The 14,363-nt window shown below is 69.8% G+C and carries 16 protein-coding genes; 10 read left to right on the top strand and 6 right to left on the bottom strand.

The window, feature by feature from the left end; all coding sequences use genetic code 11:
- Window positions 1–110: 110 nt before the first annotated feature.
- Window positions 111–329, bottom strand: a complete 219-nt coding sequence (locus tag ACIHCX_RS34825; protein WP_400036793.1) for a hypothetical protein — start codon at window positions 327–329, stop codon at window positions 111–113.
- On the opposite strand from ACIHCX_RS34825, the gene ACIHCX_RS34820 reads away from it, so the two are divergent.
- Window positions 328–582, top strand: coding sequence for a hypothetical protein (locus tag ACIHCX_RS34820; RefSeq protein ID WP_400036780.1), 255 nt, complete (start codon window positions 328–330; stop codon window positions 580–582). The two genes, ACIHCX_RS34825 and ACIHCX_RS34820, sit on opposite strands and share 2 nt — an antisense overlap.
- A gap of 103 nt (window positions 583–685) precedes the next feature.
- On the opposite strand, the gene ACIHCX_RS34815 is transcribed toward ACIHCX_RS34820, so the two are convergent.
- On the bottom strand, window positions 686–1,243 hold the full coding sequence (locus ACIHCX_RS34815; RefSeq protein ID WP_400036778.1) for a CGNR zinc finger domain-containing protein: 558 nt from the start codon (window positions 1,241–1,243) through the stop codon (window positions 686–688).
- Between the two features lie 145 nt (window positions 1,244–1,388).
- Between ACIHCX_RS34815 and ACIHCX_RS34810 the strand changes: the two genes are divergently transcribed.
- Window positions 1,389–2,081 carry a haloacid dehalogenase type II gene (locus ACIHCX_RS34810; RefSeq protein ID WP_400036776.1) on the top strand — a complete coding sequence of 231 codons (693 nt, stop codon included), beginning with the start codon at window positions 1,389–1,391 and terminating at the stop codon, window positions 2,079–2,081.
- A gap of 213 nt (window positions 2,082–2,294) precedes the next feature.
- On the opposite strand, the gene ACIHCX_RS34805 is transcribed toward ACIHCX_RS34810, so the two are convergent.
- Together ACIHCX_RS34805 and ACIHCX_RS34800 are read right to left on the bottom strand one after the other, a co-directional pair.
- Window positions 2,295–2,654, bottom strand: coding sequence for a hypothetical protein (locus ACIHCX_RS34805; RefSeq protein ID WP_400036774.1), 360 nt, complete (start codon window positions 2,652–2,654; stop codon window positions 2,295–2,297).
- A 91-nt stretch (window positions 2,655–2,745) separates the two neighbouring features.
- Window positions 2,746–3,495, bottom strand: a complete 750-nt coding sequence (locus tag ACIHCX_RS34800) for a hypothetical protein (RefSeq protein WP_400036772.1) — start codon at window positions 3,493–3,495, stop codon at window positions 2,746–2,748.
- A 135-nt stretch (window positions 3,496–3,630) separates the two neighbouring features.
- On the opposite strand from ACIHCX_RS34800, the gene ACIHCX_RS34795 reads away from it, so the two are divergent.
- Entirely contained in the window at window positions 3,631–4,248 is a 618-nt protein-coding gene (locus ACIHCX_RS34795; protein ID WP_400036770.1) for an NUDIX hydrolase, read from the top strand.
- Between the two features lie 319 nt (window positions 4,249–4,567).
- On the top strand, window positions 4,568–5,257 hold the full coding sequence (locus ACIHCX_RS34790) for a response regulator transcription factor (protein WP_400036768.1): 690 nt from the start codon (window positions 4,568–4,570) through the stop codon (window positions 5,255–5,257).
- 265 nt (window positions 5,258–5,522) lie between these two features.
- Here the strand turns inward: ACIHCX_RS34790 and ACIHCX_RS34785 are convergent, their stop codons facing one another.
- Window positions 5,523–6,179, bottom strand: coding sequence for a class I SAM-dependent methyltransferase (locus tag ACIHCX_RS34785; protein ID WP_400036766.1), 657 nt, complete (start codon window positions 6,177–6,179; stop codon window positions 5,523–5,525).
- A gap of 207 nt (window positions 6,180–6,386) precedes the next feature.
- Here ACIHCX_RS34785 and ACIHCX_RS34780 point away from each other — a divergent pair, with 207 nt between their 5' ends.
- The 4 genes from ACIHCX_RS34780 (at window position 6,387) to ACIHCX_RS34765 (ending at window position 9,945) form a co-directional block, all read left to right on the top strand.
- Window positions 6,387–7,679 (top strand): PP2C family protein-serine/threonine phosphatase, encoded by a 1,293-nt coding sequence (locus tag ACIHCX_RS34780; protein WP_400036764.1) that lies wholly within the window; start codon window positions 6,387–6,389, stop codon window positions 7,677–7,679.
- A gap of 56 nt (window positions 7,680–7,735) precedes the next feature.
- A complete protein-coding gene (locus ACIHCX_RS34775; protein WP_400036762.1) occupies window positions 7,736–7,975 on the top strand; it encodes a hypothetical protein in 240 nt (79 codons plus the stop codon).
- Window positions 7,975–8,352, top strand: coding sequence for a fic family toxin-antitoxin system, toxin component (locus ACIHCX_RS34770; RefSeq protein WP_400036760.1), 378 nt, complete (start codon window positions 7,975–7,977; stop codon window positions 8,350–8,352). The genes ACIHCX_RS34775 and ACIHCX_RS34770 overlap by 1 nt, the downstream gene beginning before the upstream one ends.
- A 261-nt stretch (window positions 8,353–8,613) precedes the next feature.
- A complete protein-coding gene (locus ACIHCX_RS34765) occupies window positions 8,614–9,945 on the top strand; it encodes an MFS transporter (protein ID WP_400036758.1) in 1,332 nt (443 codons plus the stop codon).
- Between the two features lie 68 nt (window positions 9,946–10,013).
- Here ACIHCX_RS34765 and ACIHCX_RS34760 read toward each other — a convergent pair whose 3' ends face one another.
- Window positions 10,014–10,997 carry a LuxR family transcriptional regulator gene (locus tag ACIHCX_RS34760; RefSeq protein ID WP_400036756.1) on the bottom strand — a complete coding sequence of 328 codons (984 nt, stop codon included), beginning with the start codon at window positions 10,995–10,997 and terminating at the stop codon, window positions 10,014–10,016.
- 145 nt (window positions 10,998–11,142) lie between these two features.
- Between ACIHCX_RS34760 and ACIHCX_RS34755 the strand changes: the two genes are divergently transcribed.
- On the top strand, window positions 11,143–12,555 hold the full coding sequence (locus tag ACIHCX_RS34755) for an aminopeptidase P family protein (RefSeq protein ID WP_400036754.1): 1,413 nt from the start codon (window positions 11,143–11,145) through the stop codon (window positions 12,553–12,555).
- Window positions 12,556–12,788: 233 nt separating this feature from the next.
- Window positions 12,789–14,363, top strand: a complete 1,575-nt coding sequence (locus ACIHCX_RS34750) for an ABC transporter substrate-binding protein (RefSeq protein WP_400036752.1) — start codon at window positions 12,789–12,791, stop codon at window positions 14,361–14,363.

Here is a 14,363-nt window from a genome sequence, read left to right as displayed (position 1 = left end):
CGGTCGACGACTTCGACGATCCCACCGCGCCCGAAGGGCCACTGCGTCCGAACGTGCTGTACCGCATCGCCCGTAGCGCGAAGACCTGACGTCTGCGCTGGATCGCCTGATCAGGCTGCGGTGGCGAGGGGGCGTCCGCCCCAGCGGATGCCTTTCTCGCTGCGGATGAGAGGGCGTTCCTTGCGTGGGGCGGCGAGGACGTGGGAGCGGACCGATGTGGTGTGCCCGTCCGCCACCAGCACCAGGTCACCGCACACCTGGCGAGCCGGGAGCGGATTGCCCGCTACGGTGCTCCTGCGGGCGCTGACCTCGGGCGCCATGTCCGGCATGGAGCGCGAGTACATCCGCGATCGCACCCTCGAAGGCCACGAGTCCGCCCGCAAGCGGGGCAAGACCATCGGCGGCGCCGGGGTCACCGACGACGACATGTTGTCCATGGCCCTCCACCTGCGCGACCAGGAGATGAGTCTGCGCGACATCGCCAAGCGCCTCGTCATCACCACCGGCGCGAAGAAGGGGCAACACCCCTCGCCCGCCACCGTCATGCGGATGCTGCGCGAACATGACGAGCAGACGACCTAGGCGCTCAAGATCGTCCCGTTGCCCCTTTGACGCGTGTCTCGGTCACGCCCCTACAGCAAGATCGTTGCGGGTGCCTCGACGCCCGGGGCGTCGAGGCCTGGTTTCAGCTGGGGTTGAGTCCCTGTTCGGCGGCTTGCCTGCGGGCTCGATAGGCCGCGGCTTTTACGCGATTGCCGCAGACCTCCATGCCACACCAGGTGCGGCGTGCACCACGGGAGCGGTCGAGATAGAGGCGGGTGCAGTCCGAACGTCCGCATTCCTTCAAGCACGCGTGGCGGTCGGCAAGCACGGCTATCCCGTTGCGTGCGATGTGAGTCAGCACGGCGCGGAGATCTCCGGACAGACGCAGTCCTGTGTCGCTCAGTTTGACCATGAGCGACGGCCCGGCGGCGGCGTTGTTGGCGATGGCCAGGCTGGTCGGCGTGAAGCGACGATTGCACATGCGTTCGAGCGCCAGTTGGTAGAGCGCCTCGCGGAGTTGCAGCGCAGAGGTGAAGGTCGCGGCATCGGCGGTCACCTGGTCGGGGAGCTCGTCGCATTCGAGGATCCACTGCTCGAGGTTGGCGGGGGCGGCCAGGAGGTCGACGGTCGTGCCTCGACGGGACTCAACGGTACCGACCAGGTCCAGAGCTGGGCTGCCACTCACGAATGCGAATTCCACGTCACCACCTTGACAGGTGATGGGAAGCCGAGCAAGGCTCGTCACCTGTTGAACAGGTGACGTGCATGAGACCTGGGGTTCGCGCACCGCCGGATGATCCGGGCTGTCACGCGTCCGACCGCCATGAACCGGAAGAGGAGACCAGATGCCTGAGGCACGCGACATCGAGGTCGTCGTCTTCGACGTCCTCGGAACCATGGTCGACGAGCCAGGCGGACTGCGGGCGGCTATTCACGACGCGGTGCCCGCGTCCGACGACGCGGCTGTCGACCAGCTGCTCACCGTGTGGCAAGAGCATGTCGAGCACGAGCAGCAACGCATCGAGAAGCACAACCGGACATACGTCAACTCCGAGATCATCGATCGCGAGGCAGCTCAACGTGTAGCCGACCGTGCGGGGCTCACCAGCCCGACGGTCATCAAGCGACTGGCCACCGCGAGCCAACGCCTCAAGCCCTGGAACGACTCCCTGGCCGGACTCACGCGCCTGGCGCGGCGATTTCCTGTGCTGGGCCTTTCCCACGCCAGTCGCGCGACCCTGCTCCGTCTCAACGCATACGCCGGGCTGCGTTGGCACCAAGCTTTGTCCGCCGAAGACGCCCGGGCCTACAAGCCCGCACCGGAGGTCTACCGGCTTGCGGTCGACGCGGCAGGATGCCCACCTGAGCGCGTGCTGATGGTGGCTGCCCATGCCTGGGACCTTCGCGGTGCTCAGACGGTGGGAATGCGGACCGCCTATGTTCAGCGGCCGGGCGGGGACGCTCCGAAGAACTCCGACACCTTCGACTGGCGGTCGAACAGCCTGGACGAGTTGGTCACCATGCTGGCGGCGACGTAGAAGCGCCGAACCGGTGAATGATTCAACTCCAGGGGTCGGGGCGACCCCGCACGGGCCTGCACATGATCACCCCGCTACCTTGCGGCTGGTGTCTGGGCTAGGACTCCGGGGCCAAGAGTCCCGTGGGTTCAGACGAAGTGAAGGACCTTCAACGGGAACCCGCGGGTCGGATCCTGTGCTGTGCGGAGGTGGCCCCGTGAGTTCGCTCCGAACTCACGGCGAGGGATCTGGTGCCGCGTGTGTCGTGACCTCGTGGAGATGCACCTCGACCGGGCCCAGGTGCTGGTCGTAGGCGAGGACGAGCTCGTCGGCGAGGTTGAGAAGGCGGATCTTTCCGCTAGGGAACTGAACGGTGATACCGACGGCGAAGTCCAGGTTCCCGTCCCGATACCCGATCTCTCGGACGGAGAGGACCTGCTCGCCGACGAACGGACTCGTCGGGAAGTCCCGTGGATCGTCCTCGACGGTGGTGCGGCCGTACTCGTCCGTATCGTAGGGGCCGTGGGGCTGGTCGATCTCCAGGGCCAAGCCGTCGCCAGCTGTGTGGAACCGGACGGGGCCAAGACCGTCCATGTGTAGCCACATGTGCAGGAGGGACGGCTCGCTTTCCGGGCAGTGGTGCCAGGACGTTGTCACCTGCAGCAGGCGCCTGCCGGCCAGGTCCTCAGCTTTGATCACCCTTCGATGCTTTCACGTCGTTCAGCGACTCGGAACTGGATTCCAGGAGGCGGCGAGCCGAGTCCGCGTAGCGGATGGCGGTCTTCTCGTCGATGCCGAAGACCAGTGCGAGGTGGAGCGGGTCGGCGCCGTGGGTGAGGGCCTCTTCGAGCTGGCGGTCGACGCGGAGCCGCTCGAGGGTGGCGGTGAGGTTGCGGGTGGCCCGGGTGGTCCAGAGCTTGCCGGCCGGGCCGAGTTCAACGGCGGTCTTCTGGGTGATCAACAGGTGGGGGTTCGCCGTGTTCGGCCAGCGGCTGCGGCGGTGGTCGAGCCAATCCAGGACAGCACGGCGGGTGAGGTCGTCGAGTGGGCGGACGTGGCCGCCCACGGTGATGCGCCGGTTGCCCAGGTCGACGTCGTCCAGCTGCATGGTGCGGATCATCTTTGGTCGTGCCGCGTGGACGGCGGCCAGGGCGACGATGAGTCGGATGTCTGGGGTGGTGGCGGTGGCGATGGCCTCGTCGATGTCCGCCTGGACGAGGGCTTGGAGGACGCTACCGGCCTGTCGGGGGACACGGATGCGGATCGTGGGGTTGCGGAAGATCTGGCCGTTCTTCTTCGCGTGCCGGAACAGCGACCGCAGCGCGACGGTCCGGCTCTCGCGCTGTTTGCCGGTGACAGCGTCCCGGGCCGCGATGATGTCCTCCCGGGTGACCTCTCGCAGGTGGTCGTAGCGGCTGGACCACTCCAGCAGCACCGGCTGGATCCCTCCCAGGTAGGCCCATGCCGCATGCCGGGAGCGAGGTGTCGACGGTCACGCAATTCCCCAGGTGCCCGCGGTGGACGGTGTCCGTGGATCACGGTTGTCAGTGGCTCCTGCCAGCATGCACAGATGACCTCAACTGACCGCCTGCTCACCACCCCTGACGATCGGCCGCGTGCCCGCCTTCTCGAGCTGGTCAGCACCATCGAACCGTGGGACGACCTGGAGCGCACTCATCTGGAGGCCGCCACGCAGTGGGTCGCCAGCGGAGCCCCGCTCTATCGGGTGCGCAAGCCGGATGTTCCGGCGACGCATTTGGTGAGCTACTTCGTCGTCCTCGACGACACGCGCGGGCAGCTGCTGCTCGTCGCGCACCGCAAGGCAGGCCTGTGGCTGCCGGCCGGAGGACACGTCGAGCCAGGTGAGGATCCGTGGGCCGCGGTGGTCCGCGAATGCCGTGAGGAGCTGGGCATCCAGGCCGTCGCATCGCCGGTCACCGGCGAGCGCCCCCTCTTCCTGACCATCACCCGAACGCGGGGACAGCGTGCGCACACCGACGTCTCGCTCTGGTACCTCCTCGAGACCGACGCCCACACGATCACCTCCTACGACCAAGGCGAGTTCAACGCAATCCGGTGGCTGACCGACGAACAGGTGATCGAGGAGTCGGCCGAACTGCTCGACCCCCACATGCACCGCTTCACCCGCAAGCTGCAGCACGCCCGCACCAGGAAGCATCGCGGGTAGCCTCCCCCAGCTGCCCACGGTGCTGCACGACCCCGCCACACCGGGGCCGACACCAGCACCGCTCACGTCCGCCGTTCCCGTGGGGAGCCATGACCGCGAGGGTGGGGAATTACGTGACGCTCGAACAGTCGGAAGTGGGGAATTGTGTGTGCCAGCCCCCAAAGAAGTGCTTTGAGGCAATCAGAGCGCTATCGCACGATGTGACACGGATGTTCCTCAACCGTCTGCTCACCGACGCCCTGCTGAACGGAGGTCTCCTCGCCGCGGAGCTGGAGATAAAGGAATCTCCGGGTCGGGCCTCCCGCATTAGAGTGCGGCCGTGCGCTTACTCCTGGTGGAAGACGACGAGACGGTTGCCGAATCGCTCCTGCGGGCACTGCCGGGCCGCCAGGTGGAACGGGTCACCACGGGCGCGGCGGCGCTGGCTCACCCCGGCCCGTACGACCTTGTACTCCTCGATCTCGACCTGCCGGACGGCGACGGCTTGACTTTGCTCAGGGAGCTGGTGCGACGCGGCGAGGCACCGGTCATCGTGCTGTGCGCGCGCGGCGACCACGCGGTCCAGCAGCTCGCCCACCAACTGGGCGCCGACGACTACGTGTGGAAGCCGATCGAGCTGAGCGAGGTGCTCGCGCGGATCAGGGCGGTGGTGCGGCTGCCCCGTTCGCTGAGGCAACCCGGCGACGGCCCGGAGCGGCATGGCACCCGGCTGACGATCGACCGCGCGACCGCGCGCGTCCTTGTGGACGGCGAGGAGGTCGCGCTCTCGCTCAAGGAGTACGACTTCCTCGCCTGCCTGGCCGAGGCACCCGGGACGGTGAAGACCCGCCGCGGGCTCCTGAAGGAGGTCTGGCGCACGGACTGGTACGGCCCGGCGACGGAGCTGGACGTGTGCGCGGCGCGGCTGCGCCACAAGCTGGCGGGCGCGGTCATGATCGAGCCTGTACGGGACGTCGGGTTCCGCCTGGTGGTTCCCGAAGGCGACGGCCTGCGGGAGTCCGCCGACTGACACCCGTCGAGGTCGCGGGCGACGTCAGGTGACCGAGCGCAGCCCCAGCGGTCCGAAGATCTCACCTACCTGTAACTGAAGGGCTCTGCGGCCCCGTCTGCGGCCGACGGTGCGGCGCCCCGGAATTCCCCTGGCGCTGCTCGTCGACGGTCCTGGATGGCTCCGAGCCGCTTCCGCGGCACGCTCGTCGCCGCGAGAGCCAGTTGGCGTTTTCAAACCGCCTGGCTTTCGCAGAAGTCACGTCCGTGGCCGAAGGAGGAGGTGATCAACGGTGATTCCATACGAGCGTGTAGCGCCAGAACAGCCGACGGCTTAGTCGTGCGCCGGGCAGGATCGAACGGGCCTCGCGGACGATGTCGGGGAAGCTCATGTCCGCTGGTCGGGTCGAGGCTGTCATCGAGACGGGACGAGGTGCCGTGCGGCCGCTGTTCTTGAGCCATCCCGTGGCGGCGTTGAGGGGGATGGCTACGGCTCCGAGCAGGTGGTCGCCTGGGGTCGTCGGACGCGACAGCCCAAGAACCACGAGGGTGCCTCCGGGCGCCAGGTGCCGGCGGAAGACGGTGAGAGCATCGGTGAACGGCAGATGGTGGATCGCGGCGACGCACGTGATGACGTCGTAGGAGTCAGCCGGGACCCCGGTCAGCGCGTCCGCGGTGGTGAAGGTGACAGGAGATGCCGGAGGGGTCAGCGCGCGTGCCTGGGCGATGATCCCCGGGTCGGAGTCGATGCCGTGCACCGTGCTTGCGCGCCTGGCCAAGAGCCTGGCCAGGTCGCCGCTGCCGGAGCCGACGTCCAGGGCGCTGTCGAAGCGGCGGGGGAGCTGCCGCAGGATCCAGGGGTGGTAGTGGGCGTTGTGGTCCCAGGGGTGGGCGGCATTGAACTGTTCAAGAGCTCCGAGGACGCGGTGCGGCAGTGTCGTCATACCGTCACCCCATCAAGATCTTGGTGCGCCTGTCATCCCAATGGCCGAACGACAGGGTTCACCGAGTGGATGTCCTGTCGCGGTGGAGACAGAACGCGGCCGCGCTGCTTCGTTCCGTCCTCGGAGACCGTCACCGAGGTCCCAGCCTGCTCGCGCCCGGGGACGGCTTCCTGTCGTGGCAGGCCGAGGGCGGGGAAGACGTAGGACATGAGCAAGGACGAGGACGGCAAGGCGCGGCTGGACCGTCTGACGTTGCTGGCGGACGCGGAGGCGGCACTGGCCAGCACGCTGAACCTGCTGGACGGGCTGCGGCGAGCGTGCCGCGTGCTGACCGGACGGCTGGGCGACTGGTGCGTGGTCGACCTGCTCGACGAATGCGGCCGGCTGGAGCGGGCCGTCGTCGTCCACCGCACACCCGAGGCGCTGGCTCCGGGCGGCTACGAAGGGCCGCTTCCGGTGGTGCCGCAGGATGCGGGCGGGCCGCTGCCGCGCGTACTGCGCGGGGCGGGTCCGCTGCTGATCGCCGACATGTCCCCGCCGGAGCGGGCGGTGAACCCGCTGCACGCGCGGCAGCTGGAACTGTTCGAGCAGCTGGCCGCGCACAGCGCCGTCGTCACCCCGCTGCGGGCCCGACGGGAGGTCCTCGGCGCCTTGACCGTGGCTCGCACCGACCCCGACCATCCGTTCACCGAGGAGGATCTCCCGCTCATCGAGGACCTCGTCCGGGGCCTGGCGGTGCAAGTGGACAACGCGCGGCTGTACCAGCAGACCCAGCGCATCGCCGAGCGGTTCCAGCGCGCCCTGCTGCCCGAGCTGCCGCACATTCCCGACCTTCGGATCGCCGCCCGCTACGCCTCCGCGCAGGCCGTCGCACAGGTGGGCGGCGACTGGTACGACGCCTTCGTCCTGCCGCAGGGGGACACCGCCCTGGTGATCGGCGACGTCACCGGCCACGACCTGCAAGCGGCCATCGACATGAGCGCCCTGCGCAACATGCTGCGCGGTATCGCCGTGGACCGCCAGGAGCCTCCCGGCGAGGTCCTGCGCCGCCTGGACATCGCCAGTCACACGCTGCAGCACGAGGCGACCGCCACGTGCATCTACGCCCTCGTCAAAGCCCCCCGTGCGGAGAGCGGCCCCTGGGGCCTGCATCACTCCTGCGCCGGACACCTGCCACCGCTGCTGACCACCTCCGACGGCGAAACCCGCTATCTGGAGACCGGCTCGGGACTGCTCATCGGCCTCGACCCCGGTCACCAGCGCCCCACCGCGGTCGACGAGCTGCCGCCGTACTCGACCGTGCTGCTGTACACCGACGGGCTGATCGAGCGCCGCGCCGAATCCCTCGACCGCGGGTTCGCCCGGCTGCGCCAGCACACCGCCGCGCTGTCCCGCGAACCCCTGGACATCTTCTGCGACGAACTGCTCCGTGGACTGGCCGCCGACAGCACCGACGACGCCGCCCTGCTCGCCCTGCGCCCCGCCCCGGCCCACACCTGACAGAGACGCGGCCATTCGGCGGCGCCAGTCTGGTAACAGCTGTTACCATCGGACCCGTGGCGAAGACACAGCTGGGCGTACGCGTCGATGAGAAGATCAAGGAACTGGCCGAAGCGCGCGCGAGGGACCGCGGCCTCAGCCTCGGTGACTACATCGCGGGCCTGGTGCAGGAGGACACCAGCGGGCTGCGGCAGCGGGGCCTGGATGCGGCGCGGCGCTTCCTCGACGAGCACCAGAGTCTCTTCGACGAGGCGGAAGAGGCCGATCGTCACCACCGGGGAGCACACGCCGCGTAATGGAACTGCATGTCGACGTCCCCTGGATCCTGCAGGTCGCCGAACTCGCAGGGGCAGGAGACCCTGCCCCCGACGACTACGGGGTGCCCGTGGCCGCGGTGGCCTGCCACCGCGCCGAACTGCTCGAGCAGCCCGTCTACGACGGCCCCTACGCCCGTGCCGCCGCCCTCGTGCACATACTCGGCCGCTGCCGCTGGCTGGAGCGCTCCAACATGGCCGTGGCCGCCGCGACGGGCGTGATGTATCTGGAGGCCTCCGGCATCGCGGTCAAGCCCACCCGTGAGGACGCCATCGCCCTGCGCGACCTGCTCAGGGATCCCGGCTGCACTGCCAAGGAGATCGCCGCACTGCTGCGCGCCTGGCCGCAAACCACCTGAACGGCGAGGCCCCAGGGCCCGCGCCCCGCCGAGGGGGAGCCAGCACGCGCGCAGCGAGTGACTCACGAGGAGCGAAGACATGGTCGGTCGTCCGAGCACGCGTTGACGTTCGAGGCCGTGAGCGGCCTGTCATCGCGTGCTGCCCTTGACGCGCGGCACAGCGAGCCTTCCTTTCCCGCTGCCTGACCTGGCAGGCGCACCTGTTGTGCGCCTGCTGGCGCCTGTTGGCGGGTCTCGTCTTCGGTCCTTCGAGGGGTCCCTGTGCCGTCCTCTTCCTCCGCTGTATCCGATTCCGGTCGGCCTGTTCCGTCGAGCCTGTGGCGGGACGGCGACTTCCGCAGGCTCTGGGTGGGCCAGACGGCCTCCCAACTGGGCGAACATACAAGTCTGGTGGTTCTGCCGCTCTTCGCCGTCCTGACGCTCGACGCCGGTGCCGGGCAGTTGGGCGCCCTGCGCGCGGTGGGACAGGCGCCGATTCTGCTGCTGTCGCTCTTCGCCGGCGCGTGGGTGGACAGGTGGCGGACGCGCACGCTGATGGTACTGACGGACGCCGGTCGGGCCCTGGCACTGGGCGCCGCCGCGGTGGTCGGCCTCCTCGGCGCGCTCGGCCTGCCGGCGCTGCTTGTGGTTGCCTTCGCCGTCGGGGCTCTGTCCGTGTTCTTCGACGTGGCCTACCAGGCGTCCCTCGTACGGCTGGTGAGACCCGATCAGTTGGTGCGGGGCAACAGTGCGCTCGAGGGCAGTCGGTCCGCCGCGCAGATCGGCGGCCCCGCCCTCGGCGGTGCGCTGGTGTCCGTGCTGTCGGCGCCGATCGCCGTCGCCTCCGGCGCGGCGTTCTTCGCGCTGTCGTTCCTGTCGATCCGACGGATCGGTCGCCGCGAATCCGTCCCGGAACGCTCGCAGCGCTCGCAGTGCTCGGAACGCTCGGAACGTCCTCCTCGGGTCTGGCGGCGGATCCACGAGGGCCTCCGCCATGTCATCGGCGACACCTCGCTGCGGACTGTGTGTCTCGCATCGGCCGCCTTCCAGTTCTTCTTCGCGGCGGTGATGACCGTCTATCTGCTGTTCCTGCCACGGGACCTGCACCTGTCGGGCACCGCCGTGGGGCTGGCCCTCGCGGCGACGGGGCCGGGCGCGCTCCTGGGCTCGCTGCTGGCCGCCCGCCTACCGAGCCGTTTCGGACATGGCGCTGTGCTCGTGTCCGCGGCAGTACTCGGCGACGGCGTGTTCCTGCTCGTGCCCGCACTGCACGGCACCGCTGTGGTGACGGTTCCCGCGCTCCTCACGGTCAACTTCGTCTTCGGGACCTTCAGCCAACTGGTGAACGTCACGGTCATGGCCGTCCGGCAGACCGTCACTCCGGCCGGGATGCAAGGCCGCGCGGCCGCGACGATCACCTTTGTCGGCATGGGCCTGACCCCGCTCGGCTCGCTGCTCGGCGGCTTCCTCGCGGACGTGTGGGGGACACGCACCACCCTCCTGGTAACAGCCGCGGGCATGCTGCTGTCGCCGGCGCTGATGGCCCTGTCCCCACTCGCCCGCCTGGGACGGACGCTTCCCGCCCCGCCGGAGACCGCGTTCCCGTCCGCGTGACGGCTTCTGTCGCCGCGAACAGGTGGTCCGTGTGGGCTCGGGCCGGGGCCGGCCGTCACAGGCAGCCGTCACAACCATCCGTTGCGCTGGGCCTGCAGGGCCAGCTGGAAGCGGTTCGCGGCGCCCAGCCGGGCCATCAGGACCTGCAGACGGCGGAACAGCGTGCGGCGGCTGATCCCCAGCTCGCGGGCGACGACGTCGTCGCTCGTGCCGCCGGCCAGGAGCCACAGCAGACGGCGGTCGGCGGGGTGCAGACCGCCCGGGCGGGTCGTGTCGCCGTGGAAGGGCAGAGCGTGCTGCCACGACTGCTCGAACAGCGCGATCAGGGCGGAGAGCAGACCGCACGGCTGCACGACCAGCATGGTGTTGTGCACGTCGGCCTCTTTGATCGACAGGGACACCAGGGCGAACGCCTCGTCGATGATCAGGAGTTTGACGGGGACGGACGGCAGCACTCTGGCCTGCTCACCGGCGTTGACGCACGGTTCGACGACTTGTCTGAGGTGGTCCGGGCGTTCCAGCGACTCGCGGGAGTACACGACGCGTTGCGTGACCCCGCGGGCCAGCGTGGCCAGGGCGTCGTCGACGGCACCCGCCACAGGGAAGTAGGGAGGCGACTCGAACTGCCGGATCTGGTCACGGGCGCTGGCCCAGGCCTGCCGCATCCTCGGGCCGACGGCGTCGCCGGTGACGATCTCGACGAGGTGGTCGTTGGGGGCCGCGAGCCGCCGGCGCCGGAACGCGTCGAAGGCGCCCGCGACCGCGATGCGGGATTTCTCGACCTCCGCCGCCCGGCGCCGGGCGAGGATCTCGAGCCCGGCCGCCGGAACCACCGGCGCCACCACGTCCTCGTCCCTCTCGGCGGCACCGGCGAGGCCGGCGTCGACGAGCTCGCCGTACGCGGCGGCCAGGCCCGGACCGTCCAGGCCGGCCGCGGCGGCGATCTCGCTCATCGGCGCAGGAGCCAGGTCCAGCAGGGTGAGATAGACCTGGGTCGCCACCCGACCGATACCCAGGAGCCGCAGTGCGTCGCCGAGACTCGCGTTCGTCATGAACCGCATTATCGACGGCCGCGGCCGGCCAGGTGTGGCCGATCTGTGCCAGTGGCACCACTGGGCGCCATACGGGGGCACCGCGGGATAACGTCGCCGAGCCGTCGGCACGCGGCGGTGCTCGACCCCCAGGAAGGCGGACGCAGTGGCGGAAGGCCGCAAGAACGGCGTGTACTCAGGGATCTCCGAGGAACTGTCCGCGTTGATGCGGACGGGGTGGGCGGACACCGAGAGGCGCGAGCTGACGCTCGATGAGCAGGCCCCGTACGCGGCCGCGCGCCGGGCCGCGCTCTCCGCGCGCTTCCCGGGCGAACGGCTCGTGATCCCCTCGGGGAACCTCAAGGTCCGTTCGAACGACGACACCTACCCGTTCCGGCCGTACTCGGGCTATGTGCACATGACCGGCGACCAGGCCCGGGACGGCGCCCTGGTCCTCGAACCCCGTGCGGACGGCGGCCACGACGCCTACTGCTACCAGCTCCCGCGGGACAGCAGGGGCGACAACGAATTCTGGACCGGTGCCACAGCAGAGCTGTGGATGGGCCGGCGCCGCTCCCTCGCCGAGGCGGAGCGCGTACTCGGCCTGGCGTGCCGGGACGTCCGCACGGCGGCCGGCGAGCTGGCGGCCGCCTCCGGCACACCGACCCGCATCGTCCGCGGTGTCGACCCGTCCCTGGAGGCCGCCGTCACCACCGACGCGGAACGCGACGCGGAGCTCGAAGAGGCCCTCAGCGATCTGCGCGTCGTGAAGGACGAGTGGGAGATCAAGGAGATCCGCTCGGCCGTGGACTCCACGGTGCGCGGATTCACGGACGTCGTCGGTGAGCTGTCGCGGGCGATCGCGTCGTCCGAGCGGTGGATCGAGGGCACCTTCTTCCGTCGCGCCCGCCTGGAGGGCAACGCCGTCGGCTATGGCACGATCTGCGCCGCGGGCGACCACGCCACGATCATGCACTGGACCGACAACGACGGACCCGTGCGCCCCGGGGAGCTGCTCCTGCTCGACGCGGGCGTGGAGTCGCGCACCCTGTACACCGCCGACGTCACGCGCACTCTGCCGATCAGCGGCACCTTCACCCCCGTCCAGCGCAGGGTCTACGACGCGGTGTACGAGGCCCAGGAGGCGGGCATGGCGGCCGTCAAGCCGGGCGCCGCGTATCGGGACTTCCACGAGGCGGCCCAGCGTTCCCTGGCGGCACGGCTGGTCGAGTGGGGTTTCATCGAAGGGCCTGCCGACCGCGCGTACGAGCTGGGCCTCCAGCGCCGATTCACGATGGCCGGTACGGGTCACATGCTCGGCCTGGACGTCCACGACTGCGCGCAGGCACGGACCGAGGAGTACGTCGACGGCGTACTGGAGCCGGGCATGGTGCTCACCGTCGAGCCCGGCCTGTACTTCCAGCCGGACGATCTGACCGTGCCTGAGGAATGGCGCGGCATCGGCGTACGCATCGAGGACGACCTGCTCGTCACCGCCGACGGCCACGAGAACCTGTCGGCGGGCCTGCCGAGGTCGGCGGACGAGGTCGAGGCGTGGATGGCCCGCTTCGCGGGCTGAGCGCACAGGGAACCGAACCGAGGACAGGGCCGCCGTTGGGCGGCCCTGTCCTCGTATGTACCGGCCGGGCCGCTGTGCGCGCTGCTGCGCGGCGGCCCGGGGACGCGTAACGACTGAGTCTCCGAAGTAAATTTCCGCACTCCAAGGGTTGGCGTGAAACTGTCCACTCGTTATCGTTCACGCACTTCACTCAATCGTTCCGCTGAACGAATAGCGAGAAGGACGGTCGGTTCATGCCCGACACCCATCACCCTGGACGGCGGTCGGTCCTCGCCGCGGGCGTCGCCTCCCTGGGCGCGTCCTGGCTGCTGACCGGCTGTTCGGGGGCCGCGTCCACCCCCGTCCTGCCCACCGCCGCGCACCAGGGCGCGCCCGCCCGCGGCGGCACGCTGCGGATCGCCCGGCCGCCCGCATCCGACGCCGAGACGCTGGATCCGGCCAGTTCCCTGTCGGCCTACGAATACCTGGGCGCCCTCTACAACCGGCTTGTGCGGATCGGCGCGGACGGCACGCTCGCCCCCGACCTCGCCGTGTCCTGGGAGCCCGACGACAAGGCCGCCACCTGGACCTTCCGCCTCCGCAAGGGCGTCACGTTCCACGACGGGCGCGCCTTCACCGCCGCCGACGCGGCCTACACCCTGCGCCACATCCTGGACAAGGCGACGGCGTCCCCGCAGGCCGCGGTCCTCGCCCCGCTCATCGACCCCGAGACGCTGCGCACCCCGGACCCCCACACGCTCGTGGTCCCGCTGAAGAGCCCGAACGCGGAGTTCCCGAGCCTGCTGACGCACTACAACTGCTACGTCGTCCCCGACGGCAGCGCGAAGTCCATCGGGCGCACGGGCATCGGCACCGGCCCCTTCAAACTGGAGTCGTTCGCGCCTGCGGGACCAGGGCGCATCACCGCGTACCAGGACCACTGGGCGGGCCGCCCCGTCCTCGACGCCATCGCCTTCTACTCGGTCGCCGACATGTCGGCCCGCTCGAACGCCCTGCTGGCGGGCCAGGTCGACCTGCTCTCCCAGACCAACCTCGACTTCGCGACCGCCCGAGTGGTCGCCGCCTCCGACCGGGCCACCGTCGCCCGGGTGAAGGACGCCCAGTGGTACGTGCTCCCGATGCTGACCACGGAGAAGCCCTTCACCGACGTCCGCGTGCGGCAGGCGATGAAGCTCGCCTACGACCCCGAGCACGTGGTGAAGGTGGCCCTGCAGGGCGCGGGCAGCGCCGGCTGGGACAACCCGGTGCCGCCCTCCGACCCGGTCCACATCTCCGCGCACCCCGCGCACGACCCGGAGAAGGCGCGGCATCTGCTGAAGCAGGCGGGTCACGAGGGACTCGCGGTCGATCTCTACACCTCCGCGTACGACCCGCTGTTCACGCCCATGGCCCTCGCCTACCGGGACTCGGCGGCGCGGGCCGGTATCCGCGTCCGGGTCAAGACCGCGTCCGCGGACTCGTACTACACGCAGATCTGGATGAAGAAGCCCCTCATGGCCACCTACTGGTTCACCGGCCGGCCCGTCGACCAGCTCTTCACCCAGATCTTCCGCAGCGGCTCCTCCTACAACGAGACCGCCTGGTCCGACAAGGACTTCGACGCGCTCCTCGACCGGGCCAGACGCGAGACCGACGACGCGTTGCGCCACGACCTGTACGGCGAGGCGCAGACGATGGTGATCGAGAGGGGCGGGGCGATGACCCCGATGTTCGCCGACCGACTCGTCGGCATCTCCCGCCAGGTGCGCGGATACGACGAGCACGGCTTCGAGTTCGACTACCTCGGCATCGGCCTGAAGGGAGCCTGA

It is taken from the genome of Streptomyces sp. NPDC052043 (assembly GCF_044548235.1).
In the GTDB taxonomy this organism is placed as follows: domain Bacteria; phylum Actinomycetota; class Actinomycetes; order Streptomycetales; family Streptomycetaceae; genus Streptomyces.
This window is presented reverse-complemented; position numbering and strand designations above follow the sequence as displayed.